At 40.2% G+C, this 20,627-nt stretch carries 35 protein-coding genes; 34 read left to right on the top strand and 1 reads right to left on the bottom strand.

Annotated features, from left to right (window positions below; all coding sequences use genetic code 11):
* Positions 1-82: 82 nt before the first annotated feature.
* Positions 83-535 carry a CoA-binding protein gene (locus tag WKT08_RS10135; protein WP_021154247.1) on the top strand — a complete coding sequence of 151 codons (453 nt, stop codon included), beginning with the start codon at positions 83-85 and terminating at the stop codon, positions 533-535.
* Between the two features lie 57 nt (positions 536-592).
* Here the strand turns inward: WKT08_RS10135 and WKT08_RS10140 are convergent, their stop codons facing one another.
* Positions 593-1,462 (bottom strand): DUF975 family protein, encoded by an 870-nt coding sequence (locus WKT08_RS10140; protein WP_340281871.1) that lies wholly within the window; start codon positions 1,460-1,462, stop codon positions 593-595.
* Positions 1,463-1,612: 150 nt separating this feature from the next.
* On the opposite strand from WKT08_RS10140, the gene tgt reads away from it, so the two are divergent.
* The 33 genes from tgt (at position 1,613) to WKT08_RS10305 (ending at position 20,555) form a co-directional block, all read left to right on the top strand.
* A complete protein-coding gene (gene tgt / locus WKT08_RS10145) occupies positions 1,613-2,755 on the top strand; it encodes a tRNA guanosine(34) transglycosylase Tgt (RefSeq protein WP_003010858.1) in 1,143 nt (380 codons plus the stop codon).
* 127 nt (positions 2,756-2,882) lie between these two features.
* A complete protein-coding gene (locus tag WKT08_RS10150) occupies positions 2,883-3,794 on the top strand; it encodes a helix-turn-helix domain-containing protein (protein ID WP_340281875.1) in 912 nt (303 codons plus the stop codon).
* Between the two features lie 77 nt (positions 3,795-3,871).
* Positions 3,872-4,252, top strand: coding sequence for a hypothetical protein (locus WKT08_RS10155; protein WP_223141438.1), 381 nt, complete (start codon positions 3,872-3,874; stop codon positions 4,250-4,252).
* A gap of 321 nt (positions 4,253-4,573) precedes the next feature.
* Positions 4,574-4,882: a 30S ribosomal protein S10 gene (gene rpsJ / locus WKT08_RS10160; protein WP_003009585.1), complete on the top strand. Its 309-nt coding sequence runs from the start codon at positions 4,574-4,576 to the stop codon at positions 4,880-4,882.
* 81 nt (positions 4,883-4,963) lie between these two features.
* Positions 4,964-5,590 (top strand): 50S ribosomal protein L3, encoded by a 627-nt coding sequence (gene rplC, locus WKT08_RS10165; RefSeq protein ID WP_003010846.1) that lies wholly within the window; start codon positions 4,964-4,966, stop codon positions 5,588-5,590.
* 24 nt (positions 5,591-5,614) lie between these two features.
* The gene (gene rplD / locus WKT08_RS10170) at positions 5,615-6,238 is read left to right on the top strand and encodes a 50S ribosomal protein L4 (protein ID WP_003009591.1); all 624 of its coding nucleotides are present in this window, start codon (positions 5,615-5,617) and stop codon (positions 6,236-6,238) included.
* The gene (locus WKT08_RS10175; RefSeq protein WP_003009593.1) at positions 6,238-6,534 is read left to right on the top strand and encodes a 50S ribosomal protein L23; all 297 of its coding nucleotides are present in this window, start codon (positions 6,238-6,240) and stop codon (positions 6,532-6,534) included. Before rplD ends, WKT08_RS10175 begins: the two co-directional genes overlap by 1 nt.
* A 17-nt stretch (positions 6,535-6,551) precedes the next feature.
* Complete coding sequence (gene rplB, locus WKT08_RS10180; RefSeq protein WP_000512900.1) at positions 6,552-7,385, top strand: 50S ribosomal protein L2; 834 nt, start codon at positions 6,552-6,554, stop codon at positions 7,383-7,385.
* 96 nt (positions 7,386-7,481) lie between these two features.
* Complete coding sequence (gene rpsS / locus WKT08_RS10185; RefSeq protein ID WP_000533766.1) at positions 7,482-7,763, top strand: 30S ribosomal protein S19; 282 nt, start codon at positions 7,482-7,484, stop codon at positions 7,761-7,763.
* A gap of 11 nt (positions 7,764-7,774) precedes the next feature.
* Positions 7,775-8,119 carry a 50S ribosomal protein L22 gene (gene rplV / locus WKT08_RS10190; protein WP_000818139.1) on the top strand — a complete coding sequence of 115 codons (345 nt, stop codon included), beginning with the start codon at positions 7,775-7,777 and terminating at the stop codon, positions 8,117-8,119.
* Positions 8,120-8,131: 12 nt separating this feature from the next.
* Positions 8,132-8,785 (top strand): 30S ribosomal protein S3, encoded by a 654-nt coding sequence (gene rpsC, locus WKT08_RS10195; RefSeq protein WP_340281885.1) that lies wholly within the window; start codon positions 8,132-8,134, stop codon positions 8,783-8,785.
* Positions 8,786-8,788: 3 nt separating this feature from the next.
* Complete coding sequence (gene rplP / locus WKT08_RS10200; RefSeq protein ID WP_000960947.1) at positions 8,789-9,202, top strand: 50S ribosomal protein L16; 414 nt, start codon at positions 8,789-8,791, stop codon at positions 9,200-9,202.
* Between the two features lie 9 nt (positions 9,203-9,211).
* Positions 9,212-9,418 (top strand): 50S ribosomal protein L29, encoded by a 207-nt coding sequence (gene rpmC / locus WKT08_RS10205; RefSeq protein ID WP_003002350.1) that lies wholly within the window; start codon positions 9,212-9,214, stop codon positions 9,416-9,418.
* A gap of 23 nt (positions 9,419-9,441) precedes the next feature.
* Positions 9,442-9,702 (top strand): 30S ribosomal protein S17, encoded by a 261-nt coding sequence (gene rpsQ / locus WKT08_RS10210; protein ID WP_000440801.1) that lies wholly within the window; start codon positions 9,442-9,444, stop codon positions 9,700-9,702.
* A gap of 25 nt (positions 9,703-9,727) precedes the next feature.
* Complete coding sequence (gene rplN, locus WKT08_RS10215; protein ID WP_003002384.1) at positions 9,728-10,096, top strand: 50S ribosomal protein L14; 369 nt, start codon at positions 9,728-9,730, stop codon at positions 10,094-10,096.
* 74 nt (positions 10,097-10,170) lie between these two features.
* Positions 10,171-10,476, top strand: coding sequence for a 50S ribosomal protein L24 (gene rplX / locus WKT08_RS10220; protein WP_003002315.1), 306 nt, complete (start codon positions 10,171-10,173; stop codon positions 10,474-10,476).
* A 23-nt stretch (positions 10,477-10,499) separates the two neighbouring features.
* Positions 10,500-11,042: a 50S ribosomal protein L5 gene (gene rplE, locus WKT08_RS10225; RefSeq protein WP_003009606.1), complete on the top strand. Its 543-nt coding sequence runs from the start codon at positions 10,500-10,502 to the stop codon at positions 11,040-11,042.
* 17 nt (positions 11,043-11,059) lie between these two features.
* Positions 11,060-11,245: a type Z 30S ribosomal protein S14 gene (locus tag WKT08_RS10230; protein ID WP_001085699.1), complete on the top strand. Its 186-nt coding sequence runs from the start codon at positions 11,060-11,062 to the stop codon at positions 11,243-11,245.
* 212 nt (positions 11,246-11,457) lie between these two features.
* A complete protein-coding gene (rpsH, locus tag WKT08_RS10235) occupies positions 11,458-11,856 on the top strand; it encodes a 30S ribosomal protein S8 (protein WP_003010897.1) in 399 nt (132 codons plus the stop codon).
* 194 nt (positions 11,857-12,050) lie between these two features.
* Positions 12,051-12,587 (top strand): 50S ribosomal protein L6, encoded by a 537-nt coding sequence (gene rplF / locus WKT08_RS10240; protein ID WP_223346042.1) that lies wholly within the window; start codon positions 12,051-12,053, stop codon positions 12,585-12,587.
* 83 nt (positions 12,588-12,670) lie between these two features.
* Positions 12,671-13,027 carry a 50S ribosomal protein L18 gene (rplR, locus tag WKT08_RS10245; RefSeq protein ID WP_003010871.1) on the top strand — a complete coding sequence of 119 codons (357 nt, stop codon included), beginning with the start codon at positions 12,671-12,673 and terminating at the stop codon, positions 13,025-13,027.
* Positions 13,028-13,044: 17 nt separating this feature from the next.
* A complete protein-coding gene (rpsE, locus tag WKT08_RS10250) occupies positions 13,045-13,539 on the top strand; it encodes a 30S ribosomal protein S5 (RefSeq protein WP_003009617.1) in 495 nt (164 codons plus the stop codon).
* Positions 13,540-13,553: 14 nt separating this feature from the next.
* Positions 13,554-13,736 carry a 50S ribosomal protein L30 gene (gene rpmD / locus WKT08_RS10255; RefSeq protein WP_002894509.1) on the top strand — a complete coding sequence of 61 codons (183 nt, stop codon included), beginning with the start codon at positions 13,554-13,556 and terminating at the stop codon, positions 13,734-13,736.
* Between the two features lie 146 nt (positions 13,737-13,882).
* The gene (rplO, locus tag WKT08_RS10260; protein ID WP_003002405.1) at positions 13,883-14,323 is read left to right on the top strand and encodes a 50S ribosomal protein L15; all 441 of its coding nucleotides are present in this window, start codon (positions 13,883-13,885) and stop codon (positions 14,321-14,323) included.
* Between the two features lie 12 nt (positions 14,324-14,335).
* Positions 14,336-15,646, top strand: a complete 1,311-nt coding sequence (gene secY / locus WKT08_RS10265) for a preprotein translocase subunit SecY (RefSeq protein ID WP_023920186.1) — start codon at positions 14,336-14,338, stop codon at positions 15,644-15,646.
* Positions 15,647-15,742: 96 nt separating this feature from the next.
* Positions 15,743-16,381, top strand: coding sequence for an adenylate kinase (locus WKT08_RS10270; RefSeq protein WP_021154254.1), 639 nt, complete (start codon positions 15,743-15,745; stop codon positions 16,379-16,381).
* Positions 16,382-16,497: 116 nt separating this feature from the next.
* A complete protein-coding gene (gene infA / locus WKT08_RS10275; protein WP_001029883.1) occupies positions 16,498-16,716 on the top strand; it encodes a translation initiation factor IF-1 in 219 nt (72 codons plus the stop codon).
* A gap of 23 nt (positions 16,717-16,739) precedes the next feature.
* A complete protein-coding gene (gene rpmJ, locus WKT08_RS10280; protein ID WP_001808836.1) occupies positions 16,740-16,856 on the top strand; it encodes a 50S ribosomal protein L36 in 117 nt (38 codons plus the stop codon).
* A gap of 17 nt (positions 16,857-16,873) precedes the next feature.
* Positions 16,874-17,239: a 30S ribosomal protein S13 gene (gene rpsM / locus WKT08_RS10285; protein WP_003009631.1), complete on the top strand. Its 366-nt coding sequence runs from the start codon at positions 16,874-16,876 to the stop codon at positions 17,237-17,239.
* Between the two features lie 23 nt (positions 17,240-17,262).
* Positions 17,263-17,646: a 30S ribosomal protein S11 gene (gene rpsK, locus WKT08_RS10290; RefSeq protein ID WP_003002390.1), complete on the top strand. Its 384-nt coding sequence runs from the start codon at positions 17,263-17,265 to the stop codon at positions 17,644-17,646.
* A gap of 45 nt (positions 17,647-17,691) precedes the next feature.
* On the top strand, positions 17,692-18,630 hold the full coding sequence (locus WKT08_RS10295) for a DNA-directed RNA polymerase subunit alpha (RefSeq protein WP_003009635.1): 939 nt from the start codon (positions 17,692-17,694) through the stop codon (positions 18,628-18,630).
* 11 nt (positions 18,631-18,641) lie between these two features.
* Complete coding sequence (rplQ, locus tag WKT08_RS10300; protein WP_003002399.1) at positions 18,642-19,028, top strand: 50S ribosomal protein L17; 387 nt, start codon at positions 18,642-18,644, stop codon at positions 19,026-19,028.
* Between the two features lie 255 nt (positions 19,029-19,283).
* Positions 19,284-20,555 (top strand): gamma-glutamylcysteine synthetase, encoded by a 1,272-nt coding sequence (locus WKT08_RS10305; RefSeq protein WP_340281911.1) that lies wholly within the window; start codon positions 19,284-19,286, stop codon positions 20,553-20,555.
* Positions 20,556-20,627: the final 72 nt, after the last annotated feature.

Consider the following 20,627-nt stretch of genomic DNA (forward strand, 5'->3'; position numbering starts at 1 on the left):
GCTTTTAACGACAAACACTTGCAATGCCTTCCGTATTGTTATACTATTTAAAGAAAGGAAACGCATACAAAAGGAGATTCTTATGGCTTATTCATTTCGCAATCCTAGTGATGGCATTATCAAACATTACCTAGAAACCAGCAAGATTATCGCTGTGGTTGGATTATCTGACCGTGAAGACACGACCAGTCATCGTGTTAGCAAGGAGATGCAAGAGCGGGGCTATCGGATTATTCCCGTTAATCCTCGTGCAGCCGGTGGCCAGATTCTTGGAGAAACGGTGTACGCTAGCTTGCAGGAGATTCCTTTCCCAGTAGATATCGTCGATGTATACCGTCGCAGTGAGTTTTTACCAGATGTGGCACGTGATTTTATTGAGACGGATGCGAAAATTTTCTGGGCACAATTGGAGCTGGAAAATCAAGAAGCAGAAGAAATCCTTCGTGGAGCTGGACGAGAAGATATTGTCATGAACCGCTGTATCAAACGGGAACACACCCGACTGATCTTAGGAGACTCCCTATACGGTTTATAAATGATAAACAATTGACATAGAAGAAAACCCCAGCTTGCTGGGGTTTTCTTCTTACTCTTATTCAGTTTCATGGTTTGGATGGCCTGTAAAATGGCGCGGCCCTTGTTTAATCTGCTTGATTTGATCATAAAAGGCAATTTGGCAGTTGATAAAGTAAGGCATGGTATAAAAGCCGATGACATCGCGCGTGAAGTAATTCAAGAAGTACCAACCAATCAAGGTTAGATCGAGCACCAAGCGATTGCTGCGGAACCCTTTCATGGTTTCACGACTTTGGCGAAGGACTCCAAAGGCTCCCTTGTAGTTGCCGTCTCGTAATTGCTCGTAGAGGATCAATTCGACCAGGCTGAGACTGTAGTATTGTGGCAGGTAAAAGAGGAGGCCAAGTAGGCCAAGTATGACACCAGCAGTCATCAGAGGCATTTGTTGCATGAGAGATTGGAATTCAGGACTGGAAGCACTCAGAGTGCTAGGGTTGCTCACCTTATCGTAGATCGCCAAAAATCGAATGCTGGCGTAGGTGCTGATGAGACTACCCGCATAGAGAATGACTCCCCATAAAAAGAGGACGACTTGCTTCAAGATCAAGGTGGCAAATACAGAGGTAAAGCGATCTTGTTTAAAGATATCTAAGACGCGTGTTCGGTGTTCGATCTTGGGATTAATCGTATCTAAATAGCTAAAAGTCGCACCAACCACTAAAATGGAGATGACAAAGGAGACGACAGAAGGAAAGAGCTGTCGCTGGATCATGTAGATACTTGCTTGCTGCAAGGTCATATCCGGTAGTAGATCGATCAGATCTTGCCCGCTTAAGAGAAAGTTAGCAAGAATGGTCAACAGGACCGGAAGAGCAAAAAGGATAGCTAAGCCCGGTTGCTGGACTTGCATGGTGCGTGCCCGGAGGCGAATCAGTTTAAGGTTCATAGATGACACTCTCTTCATAGTAGTACTTTTTATTATAACATAAGTCCGTGACAGAGCTGGTAAAATTTGGTACAATCGTACAGGTGCTCACAGGAAAACTGTGACAGGAATAAGAAGGCTGGGAATGTTTTTCCCAGTACGGAGGTAACCATGACAGATTCACCGATTCAATATCGATTAATCAAAAAAGAAAAGCATACAGGAGCTCGTCTGGGAGAAATTATCACCCCTCACGGGACCTTCCCAACCCCAATGTTTATGCCTGTAGGGACTCAGGCAACCGTTAAGACCCAATCGCCAGAAGAACTCAAGGAAATGGGCTCCGGAATTATTTTGGCCAACACCTACCATCTCTGGCTTCGTCCGGGGGACGACTTGGTTGCAAAAGCAGGAGGACTGCACCAGTTCATGAACTGGGACCAGCCAATTTTGACAGATAGTGGAGGCTTCCAAGTCTATTCATTAGCGGATACCCGCAACATCACCGAAGAAGGGGTAACCTTTAAAAACCACCTCAACGGCTCGAAGATGTTCCTCTCTCCAGAAAAGGCCATCTCCATCCAAAACAATCTAGGAAGCGACATCATGATGTCCTTTGATGAATGTCCTCAGTTCTATCAGCCCTATGATTATGTGAAAAAATCAATCGAACGGACCAGTCGTTGGGCAGAACGTGGCCTAAAGGCTCACCGTCGCCCTCATGATCAAGGTCTTTTCGGGATTGTCCAAGGGGCTGGATTTGAAGACTTGCGCCGTCAGTCTGCCCAAGATTTGGTCAGCATGGACTTTCCAGGCTATTCCATCGGTGGCTTAGCTGTTGGGGAAAGCCATGAAGAGATGAATGCGGTACTAGATTTCACAACTCCGCTCTTACCAGAGAACAAGCCACGCTATCTCATGGGAGTAGGAGCTCCAGACAGTCTGATTGATGGCGTTATTCGTGGAGTGGACATGTTTGACTGTGTCTTGCCGACGCGGATTGCGCGAAATGGTACCTGTATGACTAGCCAAGGACGCCTAGTAGTGAAAAATGCGCAATTTGCAGAAGACTTTACACCGCTGGATCCTGAATGTGATTGCTACACTTGTAAGAACTATACCCGAGCTTACCTTCGCCACCTCCTCAAGGCAGATGAGACCTTCGGCATTCGCTTGACTAGCTACCACAACCTATACTTCTTGATCAACCTCATGAAACAGGTCCGTCAAGCCATCATGGATGACAATCTCTTAGAATTCCGGGAGCATTTCGTCGAAAAATATGGCTATAACAAATCAGGACGGAATTTCTAGGAATAGATAAAAAATAAAGAAAGTTCTACTGAAAAGTAGAACTTTTTTGATTAAATTTCATAGAGCATCGATATTGTTGTAAGCAGAATTGTTATTGGGTATAATGTATTCAGGAAGGATGATAACTATGGTAGAAGATCTTCGAAAATTTGCAACTCTTGTGAAAAAATATAGAAAACAAAAAGGAATGACCAAAGAAGAGTTGTGTCAGGATGAGAGCGAGTTGACTGTGCGTCAATTAACTCGAATAGAGTCAGGCTTGTCGAGACCAACATTAACTAAGATAAATTTTTTAGCTGAACGACTAGACATGAATTTATTTTCATTGATGCCAGACTATACAGAATTACCAAAAGAATATTTAGACTTAAAATACCAATTATTAAGAAATACGACGTATTCGGATAAAAGAAAGATTTATGAAGAGGAAAAACGTTTCGAAATCATATATGAGAATTATTATGAAGATTTGCCTGAAGAGGAGCAATTGATTGTTGATATCTTAACCACTATATCCGATGTTAATGAGAGTGAATTGATTGAACTTGGAAATCATTTATTGGAGGATTATCTTGATCAACTAAAAAAGAAGAATACATATACCTTAAATGATCTATTGTTGATTAAATTACTTTTAATAATAATGATACACGATGATGACATATACTGTAATCCAGGATGGCAATTGTTACCGCAAATTGTACAAAGGTTATTGGTAGATGATGGTGAATTATTAATCTATCAGCAATTTGTATTGAGAGATACACTTTTTCTAGCTTTAGGGTTGTTTTTTAGATTAGGTGATTATAAAAAAGTTAGAGAAATATTAGACAGGTTAATCCAAATTATGGAACGAACTCAAGACTATCAAAAAAAATCTTTGATAGATATGTTCGAATGGAAATATTATCTCAGTTACAAGAATGATAAAAAAGAGGCTAAAGAGTATTACGAATCAGCTATACACTTTGCAGAAATGATTAAAGAAGATATGCTATTAAAAAAACTAAAACAGGAATGGCAACAGGATATTAAATAAATAGCAGGACATTTTTGTCCTGTTAAACTATATATCAAAAACCTATAATAAGTGTATTAAGAAAGTAGGTGAAAAAAATGGCTAATCAAACTAAAAAGATCATATCTCTAATAGCAATAGTTTTATCTATTGGGATTGTATCGTATGCATTACAAAAAAACGCCATTGCTGAATCAACAGGAATTGATCAAAAGGAAAACCAAACAATACAAATTTATAAAAAAATCTTAAGAGGTAAATCAGAAAAAGAAATAAATGATTATTTTGGGAATTTACCTGATAGTAAAGTAATTATTGCTGATGAATCCGGTGGATTTACAACGAGTTCCACAAATGATTATAGTAATCCAGTTGAAACTATTGATGAGAGAGGGAATAAAGAGTTAAAGTCATTTCAAGATACAAGCACTGCATCAACAATTGGTGAAATAAAAGCGGCCTTGAAAATCAATAAATAAAAAGTGAAAGGAAGTAATTAGCGTATCACTTTACGTTAAAAAGTTCTACTTTGCTAAAAAGTAGAACTTTTTTCTATATAATAGCAACTTTTTTAGCACTCTATTTCTTTCGAAAACACTTTCATCAAAAAAACGAAAAAAATCTTCTCAAATCCCTTGCATTGGGCCTTTGTTTGTGTTAAACTACTATGGTGCTGTGAAAAACAGCTATTAGCTTTGATGCAAGAGGTTGCGACACGCTCGGTTGCATTGCCACGCAACGCGCGTCGGTTTTCTTGTGGAGCTAGCCTATTATCTTAAATAGACGAAAAGGAGAAAAAGATGGCAAACAAAAAAATCCGCATCCGTTTGAAAGCGTACGAACACCGTACACTCGACACAGCGGCTGCAAAAATCGTAGAATCAGCTACTCGTACAGGTGCACAAGTTGCGGGGCCAATCCCACTTCCAACTGAACGTAGCCTCTACACAATCATTCGTGCGACTCACAAATACAAAGATTCTCGCGAACAATTCGAAATGCGTACACACAAACGTTTGATCGACATCATCAACCCAACTCAAAAAACAGTTGACGCTTTGATGAAATTGGATCTTCCAAGTGGTGTAAACGTAGAAATCAAACTTTAATCTAAAGCTTGATCTAGAGCATAAAAAACGCTCGTTAAAAACTTTTTGAATAAAAAACTATAGAAAAGGAACTATTTTCTCATGACAAAAGGAATCTTAGGGAAAAAAGTGGGAATGACTCAAATCTTCACTGAAGCTGGCGAATTGATCCCTGTAACAGTTATCGAAGCAACTCCAAACGTTGTTCTTCAAGTTAAAACTGTTGAAACAGATGGTTACAACGCTATCCAAGTTGGTTTCGATGACAAACGCGAAGTATTGAGCAACAAACCTGCTAAAGGACATGTAGCAAAAGCTAACACGGCTCCTAAGCGCTTCATTCGTGAATTCAAAAACGTTGAAGGCTTGGAAGTTGGTGCTGAAATCACAGTTGACACTTTCGAAGCTGGAGACATTGTTGATGTAACTGGTACTTCTAAAGGTAAAGGTTTCCAAGGTGTTATCAAACGCCACGGACAATCACGTGGACCTATGGCCCACGGTTCTCGTTACCACCGTCGTCCAGGTTCTATGGGACCTGTTGCACCTAACCGCGTATTCAAAGGTAAAAACCTTGCAGGACGCATGGGTGGCGATCGTGTAACAATTCAAAACCTTGAAGTTGTACAAGTTGTTCCAGAAAAGAACGTTATCCTTATCAAAGGTAACGTACCAGGTGCTAAGAAATCTCTTATCACTATCAAGTCAGCAGTTAAAGCTGGTAAATAATAAGGAAAGGGGAATACAGTCAAAATGGCAAATGTAACATTATTCGACCAAACTGGTAAACAAGCGGGCGAAGTTGTTCTTAACGATGCGATCTTTGGTATCGAACCAAACCAAGCAGTTGTATTTGATGTGATCATCAGCCAACGTGCTAGCCTTCGTCAAGGAACTCACGCAGTTAAAAACCGTTCAGCCGTTTCAGGTGGCGGACGCAAACCATGGCGTCAAAAAGGAACTGGACGTGCTCGTCAAGGTTCTATCCGCTCTCCACAATGGCGTGGTGGTGGAATTGTCTTCGGACCAACTCCACGTAGCTATGCGTACAAACTTCCTCAAAAAGTTCGTCGCCTTGCACTTAAATCTGTTTACTCAGAAAAAGTTGCTGAAAACAAATTTGTAGCCGTTGATTCTCTTGAATTTACAGCTCCAAAAACTGCTGAATTTGCAAAAGTTCTTGCAGCTTTGAGCATCGATTCTAAAGTCCTTGTTATTCTTGAAGAAGGAAATGAATTCGCAGCTCTTTCAGCTCGTAACCTTCCAAACGTGAAAGTTGCGACTGCTACAACTGCAAGTGTTCTTGACATCGCAAATAGTGACAAACTTCTTGTTACTCAAGCAGCTATCTCTAAAATCGAGGAGGTTCTTGCATAATGAATTTGTATGATGTTATCAAAAAACCTGTTATCACTGAAAAGTCAATGGCTCAACTTGAAGCAGGCAAATATGTATTCGAAGTTGACACTCGCGCTCACAAACTTTTGATCAAACAAGCTGTTGAAGCTGCGTTTGAAGGTGTAAAAGTTGCGAATGTGAACACTGTAAACGTAAAACCTAAAGCAAAACGCGTTGGACGTTACACTGGTTTTACTTCAAAAACTAAAAAAGCTATCATCACGCTTGCAGCTGATTCTAAAGCAATCGAGTTGTTTGCTACTGAAGCTGAATAATCTAAGGAGGAAATATCGTGGGAATTCGTGTTTATAAACCAACAACAAACGGTCGCCGTAATATGACTTCTTTGGATTTCGCTGAAATCACAACAAACACACCTGAGAAAACTTTGCTTGTTTCTCTTAAAAACAAAGCAGGTCGTAACAACAACGGTCGTATCACTGTTCGTCACCAAGGTGGTGGACACAAACGTCATTACCGTTTGATCGATTTCAAACGTAACAAAGATGGAGTTGAAGCAGTCGTTAAAACGATCGAATACGATCCAAACCGCTCAGCTAACATCGCGCTTGTACACTACACTGACGGTGTGAAAGCTTACATCATCGCCCCTAAAGGTCTTGAAGTAGGTCAACGTATCGTATCAGGACCAGAAGCAGATATCAAAGTCGGAAACGCTCTTCCACTTGCTAACATCCCAGTTGGTACTTTGATCCACAACATCGAATTGAAACCTGGTAAAGGTGGAGAATTGGTACGTGCTGCTGGAGCTTCTGCTCAAGTATTGGGTTCTGAAGGTAAATATGTACTTGTTCGTCTTCAATCAGGCGAAGTTCGTATGATTCTTGGAACTTGCCGTGCTACAGTTGGTGTTGTCGGAAACGAACAACATGGACTTGTTAACCTTGGTAAAGCGGGACGTAACCGCTGGAAAGGTGTTCGCCCTACAGTTCGTGGTTCTGTAATGAACCCGAATGATCACCCACACGGTGGTGGTGAAGGTAAAGCACCAGTTGGACGTAAAGCGCCATCTACTCCTTGGGGTAAACCTGCGCTTGGTCTTAAAACTCGTAACAAGAAAGCGAAATCTGACAAACTTATCGTTCGTCGTCGCAACCAAAAATAATCATAAGCAACTAGCTTACGCTTTCCGCCAGCTCGGTAGCGCTGCTTAGCAGCGCAAGCCGCTGTGGTACTAAATTTTAAAGGAGAACATTACAAAATGGGACGTAGTCTTAAAAAAGGACCTTTCGTCGATGAGCATTTGATGAAAAAAGTTGAAGCTCAAGCTAACGACGAAAAGAAAAAAGTAATTAAAACTTGGTCACGTCGTTCAACGATCTTCCCAAGTTTCATCGGATACACTATCGCAGTTTATGATGGACGTAAACATGTACCTGTTTACATCCAAGAAGACATGGTAGGTCACAAGCTTGGTGAATTTGCACCAACTCGTACTTACAAAGGTCACGCGGCAGACGACAAGAAGACACGTAGAAAATAAGGAGAACATAAATGGCAGAAATTACTTCAGCTAAAGCAATGGCTCGTACAGTGCGTGTTTCACCTCGTAAATCACGTCTTGTTCTTGACAACATCCGTGGTAAAAGCGTAGCCGATGCCATCGCTATTTTGACATTCACACCAAACAAAGCTGCAGGGATCATCCTTAAAGTGTTGAACTCAGCAGTAGCAAACGCTGAAAACAACTTTGGTTTGGAAAAAGCTAACTTGGTAGTATCTGAAGCATTCGCAAACGAAGGACCAACAATGAAACGTTTCCGTCCACGTGCGAAAGGTTCAGCTTCACCAATCAACAAACGTACAGCTCACATCACAGTAGCTGTTGCAGAAAAATAAGGAGGTAAACTCGTGGGTCAAAAAGTACATCCAATTGGTATGCGTGTTGGTATCATCCGTGATTGGGATGCCAAATGGTATGCTGAAAAAGAATACGCGGATTACCTTCATGAAGATCTTACAATCCGTAAATTCATTCAAAAAGAATTGGCTGACGCAGCCGTTTCAACTATTGAAATCGAACGCGCAGTAAACAAAGTTAACGTTTCTCTTCACACTGCTAAACCAGGTATGGTTATCGGTAAAGGTGGAGCAAACGTTGATGCACTTCGTGCAGCTCTTAACAAATTGACTGGTAAACAAGTACACATCAACATCATTGAGATCAAACGTCCTGACTTGGATGCTCACCTTGTTGGTGAAGGAATCGCTCGTCAATTGGAACAACGTGTTGCTTTCCGTCGTGCACAAAAACAAGCAATCCAACGTGCTATGCGTGCTGGAGCTAAAGGAATCAAAACTCAAGTATCAGGTCGTTTGAACGGTGCAGATATTGCCCGTGCAGAAGGATACTCTGAAGGAACTGTTCCACTCCACACACTTCGCGCTGATATCGATTACGCTTGGGAAGAAGCAGACACTACTTACGGTAAACTTGGTGTTAAAGTATGGATCTACCGTGGTGAAGTTCTTCCGGCTCGTAAAGACGCTAAAGGAGGTAAATAACCAATGTTAGTACCTAAACGTGTAAAACACCGTCGCGAATTCCGTGGTAAAATGCGCGGTGAAGCAAAAGGTGGAAAAGAAGTAGCATTCGGTGAATACGGTCTTCAAGCTACAACTAGCCACTGGATCACAAACCGTCAAATCGAAGCTGCTCGTATCGCCATGACTCGTTACATGAAACGTGGTGGTAAAGTTTGGATTAAGATTTTCCCACACAAATCATACACCGCTAAAGCTATCGGGGTACGTATGGGATCTGGTAAAGGGGCTCCTGAAGGTTGGGTAGCACCAGTTAAACGTGGTAAAGTGATGTTCGAAATCGCTGGTGTATCTGAAGAGATCGCACGCGAAGCACTTCGTCTTGCTAGCCACAAATTGCCAGTTAAAACTAAATTTGTGAAACGTGAAGCAGAATAAGGAGAGGTCATGAAACTTACAGAAGTAAAAGAATTTGTTAAAGAACTTCGTGGTCTTTCTCAAGAAGAACTCGCGAAGCGTGAAAATGAATTGAAGAAAGAATTGTTTGAACTTCGTTTCCAAGCAGCTGCTGGTCAATTGGAACAAACTGGACGTTTGAAAGAAGTGAAAAAACAAATCGCTCGTATCAAAACTGTTCAATCAGAAGCTAAATAATAGACTAGGGAAGGAGAATTTCAATGGAACGCAATAATCGTAAAGTTCTTGTTGGACGCGTTGTGTCTGACAAAATGGACAAAACAATCACAGTTGTAGTTGAAACTAAACGTAACCACCCAGTCTATGGTAAACGTATCAACTATTCTAAAAAATACAAAGCTCATGATGAAAACAATGTTGCTAAAGAAGGCGATATCGTTCGTATCATGGAAACTCGTCCGCTTTCAGCTACAAAACGCTTCCGTCTTGTAGAAGTCGTTGAAGAAGCGGTCATCATCTAATCATACCTGAAAGGAGAAAACGTAAATGATTCAAACAGAAACTCGTTTGAAAGTCGCTGACAACAGTGGCGCACGCGAAATCTTGACAATCAAAGTTCTTGGTGGTTCAAAACGTAAATTCGCGAGCATCGGTGATGTAATCGTTGCATCTGTAAAACAAGCTACTCCTGGTGGTGCGGTTAAGAAAGGTGACGTTGTAAAAGCTGTTATCGTTCGTACTAAATCAGGTGCTCGTCGTAAAGATGGTTCATACATCAAGTTCGACGAAAATGCAGCAGTGATCATCCGTGACGACAAAACTCCTCGCGGAACTCGTATCTTTGGCCCAGTTGCACGTGAATTGCGTGACGGTGGTTTCATGAAGATCGTATCACTTGCTCCAGAAGTACTTTAATCAATAAAAAAACAAACACAGTCCCCTGGCTTAGCCAGGGTGCCCATCGGGCGTAAGAATAAAAGGAGAATAAAATGTTTGTAAAAAAAGGCGACAAAGTTCGCGTTATCGCTGGTAAAGACAAAGGCGTAGAAGCTGTTGTTCTTACTGCTCTTCCAAAAGTAAATAAAGTTGTTGTAGAAGGTGTAAACATCATTAAGAAACACCAACGTCCAAATAACGAAAACCCTCAAGGTGCGATCGTTGAAAAAGAAGCTCCAATCCATGCTTCTAACGTTCAAGTTTTGGACAAAAACGGTGTTGCTGGACGTGTTGGCTACAAATTTGTAGACGGCAAAAAAGTTCGCTACAACAAAAAATCAGGCGAAGTGCTTGACTAATCACGAAGGAAAGGAGAAGTATAATGGCTAATCGTTTAAAAGAAAAATACCTTAATGAAGTAGTACCATCATTGACTGAACAGTTCAACTATTCATCAGTTATGGCTGTGCCAAAAGTTGATAAAATCGTTTTGAACATGGGTGTTGGTGATGCAGTATCAAATGCTAAAAACCTTGAAAAAGCTGCTGAAGAGCTTGCTTTGATCTCAGGTCAAAAACCATTGATCACTAAGGCTAAAAAATCAATCGCCGGCTTCCGTCTTCGTGAAGGTGTTGCGATCGGTGCAAAAGTTACCCTTCGTGGTGAACGTATGTACGAATTCTTGGATAAATTGGTAACAGTTTCACTTCCACGTGTACGTGACTTCCATGGTGTTCCAACAAAATCATTTGATGGACGCGGAAACTACACACTTGGTGTGAAAGAACAATTGATCTTCCCAGAAATCAACTTTGATGATGTTGATAAAACTCGTGGTTTGGATATCGTAATCGTAACTACAGCGAACACAGACGAAGAATCACGTGCATTGCTTACTGGCCTCGGTATGCCGTTTGCAAAATAATATAGGAGGTAAAACTAATGGCTAAAAAATCTATGATTGCTAAGAACAAACGCCCAGCGAAGTTCTCTACTCAAGCATACACTCGCTGTGAACGTTGTGGACGTCCACACTCAGTTTACCGCAAGTTTAAACTTTGCCGTGTTTGCTTCCGTGAATTGGCATACAAAGGTCAAATCCCAGGTGTCACAAAAGCATCTTGGTAATAGCATGATATAAAGAGCGTAACAACCCCAGCAAAAATAGGAGATTTGGTGCAGGAGCGTTGCTCCAAGACAAATCTATCTTTTTTGCCCAGGTTGTAGCTCGTGTTCAAATGAGTATAATCTCGTTTGCATGTATCAAAACTTTCTGAGCCTAGCTCAATCATTAACTAGCAAGTGCAACTTGCAAACTACTAGTAAGAGGAGAAATTATAATGGTTATGACTGACCCAATCGCAGACTTCCTTACACGTATTCGTAACGCTAACCAAGCAAAACACGAAGTACTTGAAGTACCTGCATCAAACATCAAAAAAGGGATTGCTGAAATCCTTAAACGCGAAGGTTTTGTAAAAAACGTTGAATTTATCGAAGATGACAAACAAGGCATCATCCGTGTATTCTTGAAATACGGACAAAACGGTGAAAAAGTTATCACAAACTTGAAACGTGTATCAAAACCAGGTTTGCGTGTTTACAAAAAACGTGAAGATCTTCCAAAAGTTCTTAACGGACTTGGAATTGCTATCCTTTCAACTTCTGAAGGTTTGCTTACTGATAAAGAAGCACGCCAAAAGAACGTTGGTGGGGAAGTTATCGCTTACGTTTGGTAAAATCAAGATACAAAGCTTGTAAAGAACAAAGCAAAATTAGGAAGTTGGAGCAGTTTGTTGACAAACAAGCCAACTTATCTATTTTACACAGTTCTTAGAGCGTGTTCAGTTCAGCTCTTGAACTAAATAAGTATCTTAAACCCCGTGAAAACTGGCCCGCAAAGGCCTGACAATTTAACAGGAGAATATAAAACATGTCACGTATTGGTAATAAAGTTATCGTGTTGCCTGCTGGTGTTGAACTCACTAACAATGACAACGTTGTAACTGTAAAAGGACCTAAAGGAGAACTTACTCGTACGTTCTCAAAAGATATTGAAATCCGTGTGGAAGGTAATGAAGTAACACTTCACCGTCCAAACGATTCAAAAGAAATGAAAACAATCCACGGAACAACTCGTGCCCTTTTGAACAACATGGTTACTGGTGTATCAGAAGGATTCAAGAAAGAACTTGAAATGCGCGGGGTTGGATACCGTGCACAACTTCAAGGATCAAAACTTGTTTTGGCTGTTGGTAAATCACACCCAGACGAAGTTGAAGCTCCAGAAGGAATTACTTTTGAACTTCCAAACCCAACAACAATCGTTGTTAGCGGAATTTCAAAAGAAGTAGTTGGTCAAACAGCTGCTTATGTACGTAGCCTTCGTTCACCTGAACCATACAAAGGTAAAGGGATCCGTTATGTTGGTGAATACGTTCGCCGCAAAGAAGGTAAAACAGGTAAATAATGTAGTTTGGTTGTTTTTCAACCAACCTTCATCTTACCAACTCAGTGCTTAGCACATGATTTTAAAATTAAGAGGTGAAAATTGTGATTTCGAAACCAGATAAAAACAAAATCCGTCAAAAACGCCACCGTCGCGTTCGCGGAAAACTCTCTGGAACTGCTGATCGCCCACGTTTGAACGTATTCCGTTCTAATACAGGCATCTACGCTCAAGTGATTGATGACGTAGCGGGTGTAACGCTCGCAAGCGCTTCAACTCTTGACAAAGAAGTTTCAAAAGGAACTAAAACTGAACAAGCCGTTGTTGTCGGCAAACTTGTTGCTGAACGTGCAGTTGCTAAAGGTATTTCTGAAGTGGTGTTCGACCGCGGTGGATATCTATATCACGGACGTGTTAAAGCTTTGGCTGATGCAGCTCGTGAAAACGGATTGAAATTCTAATAGGAGGACACTAGAAAATGGCATTTAAAGATAATGCAGTTGAACTTGAAGAACGCGTAGTTGCCATCAACCGTGTAACAAAAGTTGTTAAAGGTGGACGTCGTCTTCGTTTTGCAGCTCTTGTAGTTGTTGGTGACCGTAATGGCCGTGTTGGATTTGGTACTGGTAAAGCTCAAGAAGTTCCAGAAGCAATCCGTAAGGCTGTTGAAGATGCTAAGAAAAACTTGATCGAAGTTCCTATGGTTGGAACAACAATTCCACACGAAGTAACATCAGTATTTGGTGGAGCTCGTGTATTGTTGAAACCAGCTATCGAAGGGGCTGGGGTTGCTGCAGGTGGAGCAGTTCGTGCCGTTGTCGAATTGGCAGGTATTGCAGATGTTACATCTAAATCACTTGGATCAAACACTCCAATCAACATCGTTCGTGCAACTGTTAACGGTTTGGCACAATTGAAACGCGCTGATGAAGTTGCTGCCCTTCGTGGTATTTCAGTTTCTGACTTGGCTTAAGAAAGGAGATTCAAATGGCTCAAATTAAAATTACTTTGACTAAGTCTCCAATCGGACGCATCCCGTCACAACGTAAAACTGTTGTAGCACTTGGACTTGGCAAATTGAACAGCTCTGTTATTAAAGAAGATAACCCAGCAGTACGTGGTATGATCACTGCTGTATCTCACTTGGTAACAGTTGAAGAAGTAAAATAATCTATTTAAAAATAGAAACAAAGTTTTCAGGGGTATGAGAGGTTCTCATCCCCTAAAACTAAATATAAGTATAGGCGAGTTTGTAGTTAGGACACCTTTTCCTGATTACATGCGTTAGCAATTTACAAAAGAGGAGAAAATTAATAATGAAACTTCATGAATTACAACCTGCTACAGGTTCACGTAAAGTTCGCAACCGTGTTGGTCGTGGTACTTCATCTGGTAATGGTAAAACTTCTGGCCGTGGTCAAAAAGGTCAAAAAGCTCGTAGCGGTGGCGGTGTACGTCTTGGTTTTGAAGGTGGACAAACTCCATTGTTCCGTCGTCTTCCAAAACGTGGATTTACAAACATCAACGCTAAAGAATATGCTATTGTGAACCTTGATCAATTGAACGCCTTTGAAGATGGTGCTGAAGTAACTCCAGTAGTACTTGTAGAATCAGGAATTGTAAAAGCTGAAAAATCAGGTATCAAAATTCTTGGTAACGGAGAATTGACTAAGAAGTTGACTGTTAAAGCAGCTAAATTCTCTAAATCAGCTGAAGAAGCTATCACTGCTAAAGGTGGTTCAGTTGAAGTCATCTAAGTGAGGTGACCTATGTTTTTTAAATTATTAAAAGATGCATTTAAGGTGAAACAAGTACGGTCGAAGATTTTATTTACGATCTTCATCATTCTTGTTTTCCGCATTGGGACCACGATTACAGTGCCTGGTGTAAATGCGAAAATTCTGAACAACCTTCAAGATGTGTCCTTCTTGAACATGCTCAGTTTGGTTTCTGGGAATGCCATGAGGAACTTCTCAGTTTTCGCATTAGGGGTTAGCCCATACATCACAGCTTCGATCGTCGTGCAACTTTTGCAAATGGATCTGTTACCTAAGTTTGTTGAATGGGGCAAACAAGGGGAAGTTGGTCGAAGAAAGCTTAACCAAGCAACACGCTATATTTCTTTGGTTCTAGCCTTTGTTCAATCCATCGGGATTACAGCAACCTTCCACACCTTGTCTCAGGCGAAATTAGTCGCAACTCCAAATACCAAGACCTATCTATTAATCGGTGCGATTCTAACGACCGGTTCCATGATTGTGACTTGGCTTGGAGAACAAATCACAGATAAAGGCTACGGTAATGGTGTATCAATGATTATCTTTGCAGGGATTGTGTCATCGATTCCTGAGATGATTAAAGAAATCTATGAAAATGCATTTGTGAACGTTCGTTCTGGTCAAATGACCAATTCCCTCATTTTTGTTGGGGTACTAATCCTTGCTGTCTTGGTTATTGTTTACTTTACAACCTTTGTAGAGCAAGCACAATACAAGATTCCAATCCAATATACAAAGATTGCACAAGGAGCTCCATCAAGTTCTTACCTTCCTTTGAAAGTAAACCCAGCAGGAGTTATTCCTGTCATCTTCGCTAGTTCGATTACAGCAGCGCCTGCTGCAATTTTCCAAGTGATTAGCGCTATGGGTTACAATGCAGGATGGGTGAAAACAGCTCAAGCCATGTTGGCTACAAACACACCAACTGGTGTGGCAATGTATGCCTTATTGATCATTCTCTTCACCTTCTTCTACACGTTTGTTCAGATCAATCCTGAAAAAACGGCAGAAAACCTTCAAAAGAGTGGTGCCTATATCCCAGGCGTCCGCCCTGGTAAGGGGACAGAAGAGTTTATGTCTCGTTTGCTACGTCGTTTAGCAAGCGTCGGATCAGTATTCCTTGGCTTTATTACTATCATTCCAATCCTGGCTCGAGATTTATTTGGTTTGACAGATGCAGTTGCTCTTGGAGGAACTAGTTTGTTAATCATTATTTCAACAGGTATTGAGGGAATGAAACAATTAGAAGGCTACTTATTAAAACGTAAGTATGTCGGATTTATGGACACAACAACAGAATAGAATAAGGTTGACTTTGTCAGCCTTCTATTTTGTTTTTAAATGGAAATAGGAATTCGCTCCTGCTTCCATTTAAAAACAAAATAAGGAGAATTCATCATGAATCTTTTAATTATGGGGTTGCCTGGAGCAGGTAAAGGAACTCAAGCAGCTAAAATCGTTGAAGAGTTTCACGTAGCGCATATCTCCACTGGAGATATGTTCCGCGCAGCGATGGCTAACCAAACTGAAATGGGTGTGCTTGCAAAATCATACATTGATAAAGGTGAGTTGGTACCAGATGAAGTAACCAATGGAATTGTAAAAGAACGCCTTGCTCAAGATGATATTAAAGAAACAGGTTTCTTGTTAGACGGATATCCACGTACCATTGAGCAAGCTCATGCTTTAGATAAAACATTGGCTGAACTTGGTATTGAGCTTGAAGGTGTTATCAACATCGAAGTAAATCCAGACAGTCTTTTAGAGCGTTTGAGCGGACGTATCATTCATCGTCAAACTGGAGAAACTTTCCATAAAGTATTCAATCCACCAGTTGATTACAAAGAGGAAGATTACTACCAACGTGAAGATGATAAACCTGAGACAGTAAAACGTCGTTTGGATGTTAATATTGCCCAAGGTGAACCAATCATTGAATTTTATCGTTCAAAAGGACTCGTACATGACATCCAAGGGAACCAAGATATCAATGATGTATTTTCAGACATTGAAAAAGTCTTGTCAAATTTGAAATAAAAGCGTTTTTCATGCTTGCAATATTGGACAACTAGTGTTACAATTAGTTAGTCTGACTTATAATTGTTACCTCTGTGCTCAGAGGAATGAATCGAAATTTATGGAGGTACTTTTGCGTGGCAAAAGACGATGTGATTGAAGTAGAAGGCAAAGTAGTCGATACAATGCCGAATGCTATGTTTACGGTTGAACTTGAAAATGGACATCAGATTTTAGCAACAGTTTCTGGTAAAATTCGTAAAAACTATATTCGTATTTTAGCGGGAGATCGTGTTACAGTGGAGATGAGTCCGTACGATTTGACACGTGGACGTATCACATACCGCTTTAAATAATCGAAAAACTTGGAGGGATAAAAATGAAAGTAAGACCATCGGTCAAACCAATTTGCGAATACTGTAAAGTAATTCGTCGTAATGGTCGTGTTATGGTAATTTGCCCAGCAAATCCAAAACACAAACAACGTCAAGGATAAGATAGAAAGGAGAAAACATGGCTCGTATTGCTGGAGTTGACATTCCAAATGACAAACGTGTAGTAATTTCATTGACTTATGTGTACGGTATCGGACTTCCAACATCTAAGAAAATCCTTGCTGCTGCAGGTGTTTCTGAAGATATTCGTGTTCGCGATCTTACACCAGATCAAGAAGATGCTATCCGTCGTGAAGTTGACGCAATCAAAGTTGAAGGTGACCTTCGTCGTGAAGTAAACTTGAACATCAAACGCTTGATGGAAATCGGTTCATACCGTGGTATCCGTCACCGTCGTGGACTTCCAGTTCGTGGACAAAACACTAAAAACAATGCTCGCACTCGTAAAGGTAAAGCTGTTGCGATTGCAGGTAAGAAAAAATAAAATAAAATAAGGAGGTAAAAATCTTGGCTAAACCAACACGTAAACGTCGTGTGAAAAAGAATATCGAATCTGGTATTGCTCATATTCACGCTACATTTAACAACACAATTGTTATGATTACTGATGTGCATGGTAACGCAATCGCTTGGTCATCTGCAGGTGCACTTGGATTTAAAGGTTCTCGTAAATCTACACCATTTGCTGCTCAAATGGCATCAGAAGCTGCTGCAAAAGCTGCTCAAGAACACGGACTTAAATCTGTTGAAGTAACTGTTAAAGGTCCTGGTTCAGGTCGTGAGTCTGCTATTCGTGCACTTGCTGCTGCTGGTCTTGAAGTAACTGCAATCCGCGATGTAACTCCTGTACCACACAATGGTGCTCGTCCTCCAAAACGTCGCCGTGTATAATCATCAACAATTACACAGCTTTTCGTTTAAGAGGGAGTATAGCAAATGATTGAGTTTGAAAAACCAAATATAACAAAAATTGATGAAAACAAAGATTATGGCGTGTTTGTCGTAGAACCACTTGAACGTGGCTATGGTACAACACTTGGAAACTCACTTCGTCGTGTACTTCTGGCTTCACTTCCAGGTGCAGCTGTCACTTCAATCAACATTGAAGGTGTACTCCACGAATTTGATACCGTTCCAGGAGTCCGTGAAGACGTTATGCAAATTATTCTTAACGTTAAAGGAATCGCCGTTAAATCTTACGTCCAAGACGAAAAGATTATTGAACTTGATGTAGAAGGACCTGCAGAAGTAACTGCTGGAGATATTCTTACTGATAGTGACATCGAAATTGTAAACCCTGATCATTATCTATTTACAATCGGAGAAGGAGCATCTTTGAAAGCAACGCTTACTGTAAACAGTGGACGTGGCTATGTTCCAGCTGATCAAAACAAAAAAGATGATGCACCAGTGGGAACACTTGCTGTAGATTCAATCTATACGCCAGTGACAAAAGTCAATTACCAAGTTGAACCAGCACGCGTTGGTAGCAACGATGGCTTTGACAAGCTAACCCTTGAAATTTTGACAAATGGGACAATCATTCCAGAAGATGCCTTAGGTTTGTCTGCTCGTATTTTGACAGAACACCTAAATCTATTCACAAACTTAACTGAAATTGCTATTGCAACAGATGTTATGAAGGAAGTGGATACAACTTCTGATGATCGCATTTTAGAACGTACGATCGAAGAATTAGATCTTTCAGTTCGTTCATATAACTGTTTGAAACGTGCTGGCATTAATACTGTTTACGATTTGACTGAAAAATCAGAAGCAGAAATGATGAAAGTTCGTAACTTGGGACGTAAGAGTCTTGAAGAAGTTAAAATCAAACTTGCCGACTTAGGCCTTGGGTTAAAAAACGATAAATAGAGGAGGAATACATGGCTTACCGTAAACTAGGACGCACTAGCTCACAACGTAAAGCGATGCTTCGCGATTTGACTACAGATCTTATCATCAATGAAGCAATTGTAACAACTGAAGCACGTGCGAAAGAAATCCGTAAATCAGTTGAAAAAATGATTACTTTGGGTAAACGTGGTGATTTGCATGCACGTCGTCAAGCTGCTGCATTCGTACGTAACGAAGTTGCATCACAAAACTTTGATGAAGAAACAGGTAAATACTCAGAAACAACTGCACTTCAAAAATTGTTCTCTGAATTAGCACCTCGTTATGCTGAGCGCAATGGTGGATATACTCGTATCCTTAAAACTGAACCACGTCGTGGTGATGCTGCGCCAATGGCTATCATCGAATTGGTATAATATCATCAATTTTGTTGAGTGTTATGATGATGGAATACACTGTTATTCTTAGTCTAGCTCTGGTCTACCGCTGGGGATTTTCCCCAGCGGGAACACTCATCATATTGAATGAATGGTAGACGCTTGTTTACGAAATTGCTTTAATTTAAAACAATTTCGTAAGCAGGCGTTTTGTCTTGCTTTTTCATGAGTAGTCGAGAATAGCAAAAAATGATATAATGGAACCCATATCTCCAATAGAAGAAAAAGGATTCAATGACAAAACAACAAGCAATTAAATTACTAAAAGAGAAGTACCTTAGTAATATGAAAGAGGATTCGGAACTCTTTGTCGGAGTTGAATTAGAGTTTCCGATTGTAGAAACAAATGGAAACAAAACAAATATAGAGGTGACGAAAAATCTTTTTCGAACCTTAGCCAACTTATCAGATTTTGAAGTTGAAAAAATAGATGACGATCAAAATCCCATTCAATTGATTCACTGCTCTTCTAAAGATCGTATTCTATTCGAGTTGAGTTACAATACAATTGAATTTGCATTTGAGAGAGCTCATTCTATAAATGAGGTAGCCAAACGTTTTGAGGCCTATTTAAAGATCATTCAACCGATTTTGCAAGAAAATAATCACGAAATCCAAGGGCGCGGAATCCATCCTTTGTGGAAAGAAAATGATAATAGCCCAGTGAAAATCGAACGATACAAGATGTTAATGGCTTTCCTTGCAATGAATGGTACAGGGATGAAAACACACTCCTATCCTTCGTACGGAGCATTTATATGCGGAAACCAGGTTCAATTGGATGTAAGGCGCGATAACTATCTTCGCATCATTAATGCATTTAATAAAATTGAAGCAGTAAAAGCATATTTGTTTTCTAACTCAGAATTTTCAGCAGAGGTTTGGGATACAAAAATTGCCAGAGATATTTTCTGGGAAGAATCCTTACATGGTTATTATAAGGAAAATGTAGGGATTTATCCTAAGGACTACCAAAGCGAAGAAGAGTTTTTTAATAATCTCGCTAGAACAGCTATTTTTACGGCAATTAGAGAGGGCAAATCATATTATTTTAAACCAATTCGAGTGGAAAACTATCTAGATCAAAAAGAAATTACGGCCTATACGGCTGATGGAAATGAGAAGATCATTAACCCTGTAAAAGAAGATCTAAAACAACATCGAAGTTACCAATTTCAAGATCTAACTGCTCGTGGGACTGTGGAATTTAGAAGTGTTTGTACGCAACCATTAGAAACCACTTTTGCCCCGATTGCCTTTGAGTTGGGCTTGTTTGTAGAATTAGAAAAACTGGAAAACTTTTTAGAAGATTGTTCATTTTTTAAAAATGAAGAACAGGACTATCGAAAACTTAGAAAGAAATATTCAAAGAAAATTCTAAGTAAAGAAGAAAAAGAAGCGATCCAATCCTTTTCAAAAGATCTTCTAGACATAGCTGAAGCAGGTTTAATGAAAAGAGGTTACGGAGAAGAAAAATTTCTCATCATTAACAAAGAACTAGAATAATAGAAAAGCCTGTAATACAGGCTTTTCTTTATTACTTTTAAAAAAAACTTTCAAAAAAATAAAAAATTTTTA

The sequence above is a fragment of the Streptococcus sp. HCA-5024 genome (genome assembly GCF_037890265.1).
Taxonomy (GTDB): Bacteria; Bacillota; Bacilli; order Lactobacillales; family Streptococcaceae; genus Streptococcus; species Streptococcus lingualis.

What these genes read in the sequence shown, in the direction of transcription:
- tgt (WP_003010858.1), top strand. Translation starts at nt 1,613, where the DNA reads ATGACAGATTCACCGATTCAATATCGATTAATCAAAAAAGAAAAGCAT.
- rpsM (WP_003009631.1), top strand. Translation starts at nt 16,874, where the DNA reads ATGGCTCGTATTGCTGGAGTTGACATTCCAAATGACAAACGTGTAGTA.
- WKT08_RS10175 (WP_003009593.1), top strand. Translation starts at nt 6,238, where the DNA reads ATGAATTTGTATGATGTTATCAAAAAACCTGTTATCACTGAAAAGTCA.
- rplV (WP_000818139.1), top strand. Translation starts at nt 7,775, where the DNA reads ATGGCAGAAATTACTTCAGCTAAAGCAATGGCTCGTACAGTGCGTGTT.
- rplE (WP_003009606.1), top strand. Translation starts at nt 10,500, where the DNA reads ATGGCTAATCGTTTAAAAGAAAAATACCTTAATGAAGTAGTACCATCA.
- rpsQ (WP_000440801.1), top strand. Translation starts at nt 9,442, where the DNA reads ATGGAACGCAATAATCGTAAAGTTCTTGTTGGACGCGTTGTGTCTGAC.
- rplP (WP_000960947.1), top strand. Translation starts at nt 8,789, where the DNA reads ATGTTAGTACCTAAACGTGTAAAACACCGTCGCGAATTCCGTGGTAAA.
- WKT08_RS10155 (WP_223141438.1), top strand. Translation starts at nt 3,872, where the DNA reads ATGGCTAATCAAACTAAAAAGATCATATCTCTAATAGCAATAGTTTTA.
- rplO (WP_003002405.1), top strand. Translation starts at nt 13,883, where the DNA reads ATGAAACTTCATGAATTACAACCTGCTACAGGTTCACGTAAAGTTCGC.
- WKT08_RS10135 (WP_021154247.1), top strand. Translation starts at nt 83, where the DNA reads ATGGCTTATTCATTTCGCAATCCTAGTGATGGCATTATCAAACATTAC.
- rpmJ (WP_001808836.1), top strand. Translation starts at nt 16,740, where the DNA reads ATGAAAGTAAGACCATCGGTCAAACCAATTTGCGAATACTGTAAAGTA.
- rpmC (WP_003002350.1), top strand. Translation starts at nt 9,212, where the DNA reads ATGAAACTTACAGAAGTAAAAGAATTTGTTAAAGAACTTCGTGGTCTT.
- rplX (WP_003002315.1), top strand. Translation starts at nt 10,171, where the DNA reads ATGTTTGTAAAAAAAGGCGACAAAGTTCGCGTTATCGCTGGTAAAGAC.
- rpsH (WP_003010897.1), top strand. Translation starts at nt 11,458, where the DNA reads ATGGTTATGACTGACCCAATCGCAGACTTCCTTACACGTATTCGTAAC.
- rplQ (WP_003002399.1), top strand. Translation starts at nt 18,642, where the DNA reads ATGGCTTACCGTAAACTAGGACGCACTAGCTCACAACGTAAAGCGATG.
- secY (WP_023920186.1), top strand. Translation starts at nt 14,336, where the DNA reads ATGTTTTTTAAATTATTAAAAGATGCATTTAAGGTGAAACAAGTACGG.
- rpsS (WP_000533766.1), top strand. Translation starts at nt 7,482, where the DNA reads ATGGGACGTAGTCTTAAAAAAGGACCTTTCGTCGATGAGCATTTGATG.
- rplC (WP_003010846.1), top strand. Translation starts at nt 4,964, where the DNA reads ATGACAAAAGGAATCTTAGGGAAAAAAGTGGGAATGACTCAAATCTTC.
- WKT08_RS10270 (WP_021154254.1), top strand. Translation starts at nt 15,743, where the DNA reads ATGAATCTTTTAATTATGGGGTTGCCTGGAGCAGGTAAAGGAACTCAA.
- rplD (WP_003009591.1), top strand. Translation starts at nt 5,615, where the DNA reads ATGGCAAATGTAACATTATTCGACCAAACTGGTAAACAAGCGGGCGAA.
- WKT08_RS10230 (WP_001085699.1), top strand. Translation starts at nt 11,060, where the DNA reads ATGGCTAAAAAATCTATGATTGCTAAGAACAAACGCCCAGCGAAGTTC.
- rpsJ (WP_003009585.1), top strand. Translation starts at nt 4,574, where the DNA reads ATGGCAAACAAAAAAATCCGCATCCGTTTGAAAGCGTACGAACACCGT.
- WKT08_RS10295 (WP_003009635.1), top strand. Translation starts at nt 17,692, where the DNA reads ATGATTGAGTTTGAAAAACCAAATATAACAAAAATTGATGAAAACAAA.
- WKT08_RS10140 (WP_340281871.1), bottom strand. Translation starts at nt 1,462, where the DNA reads ATGAACCTTAAACTGATTCGCCTCCGGGCACGCACCATGCAAGTCCAG.
- WKT08_RS10150 (WP_340281875.1), top strand. Translation starts at nt 2,883, where the DNA reads ATGGTAGAAGATCTTCGAAAATTTGCAACTCTTGTGAAAAAATATAGA.
- rpmD (WP_002894509.1), top strand. Translation starts at nt 13,554, where the DNA reads ATGGCTCAAATTAAAATTACTTTGACTAAGTCTCCAATCGGACGCATC.
- rplN (WP_003002384.1), top strand. Translation starts at nt 9,728, where the DNA reads ATGATTCAAACAGAAACTCGTTTGAAAGTCGCTGACAACAGTGGCGCA.
- rplF (WP_223346042.1), top strand. Translation starts at nt 12,051, where the DNA reads ATGTCACGTATTGGTAATAAAGTTATCGTGTTGCCTGCTGGTGTTGAA.
- WKT08_RS10305 (WP_340281911.1), top strand. Translation starts at nt 19,284, where the DNA reads ATGACAAAACAACAAGCAATTAAATTACTAAAAGAGAAGTACCTTAGT.
- rpsE (WP_003009617.1), top strand. Translation starts at nt 13,045, where the DNA reads ATGGCATTTAAAGATAATGCAGTTGAACTTGAAGAACGCGTAGTTGCC.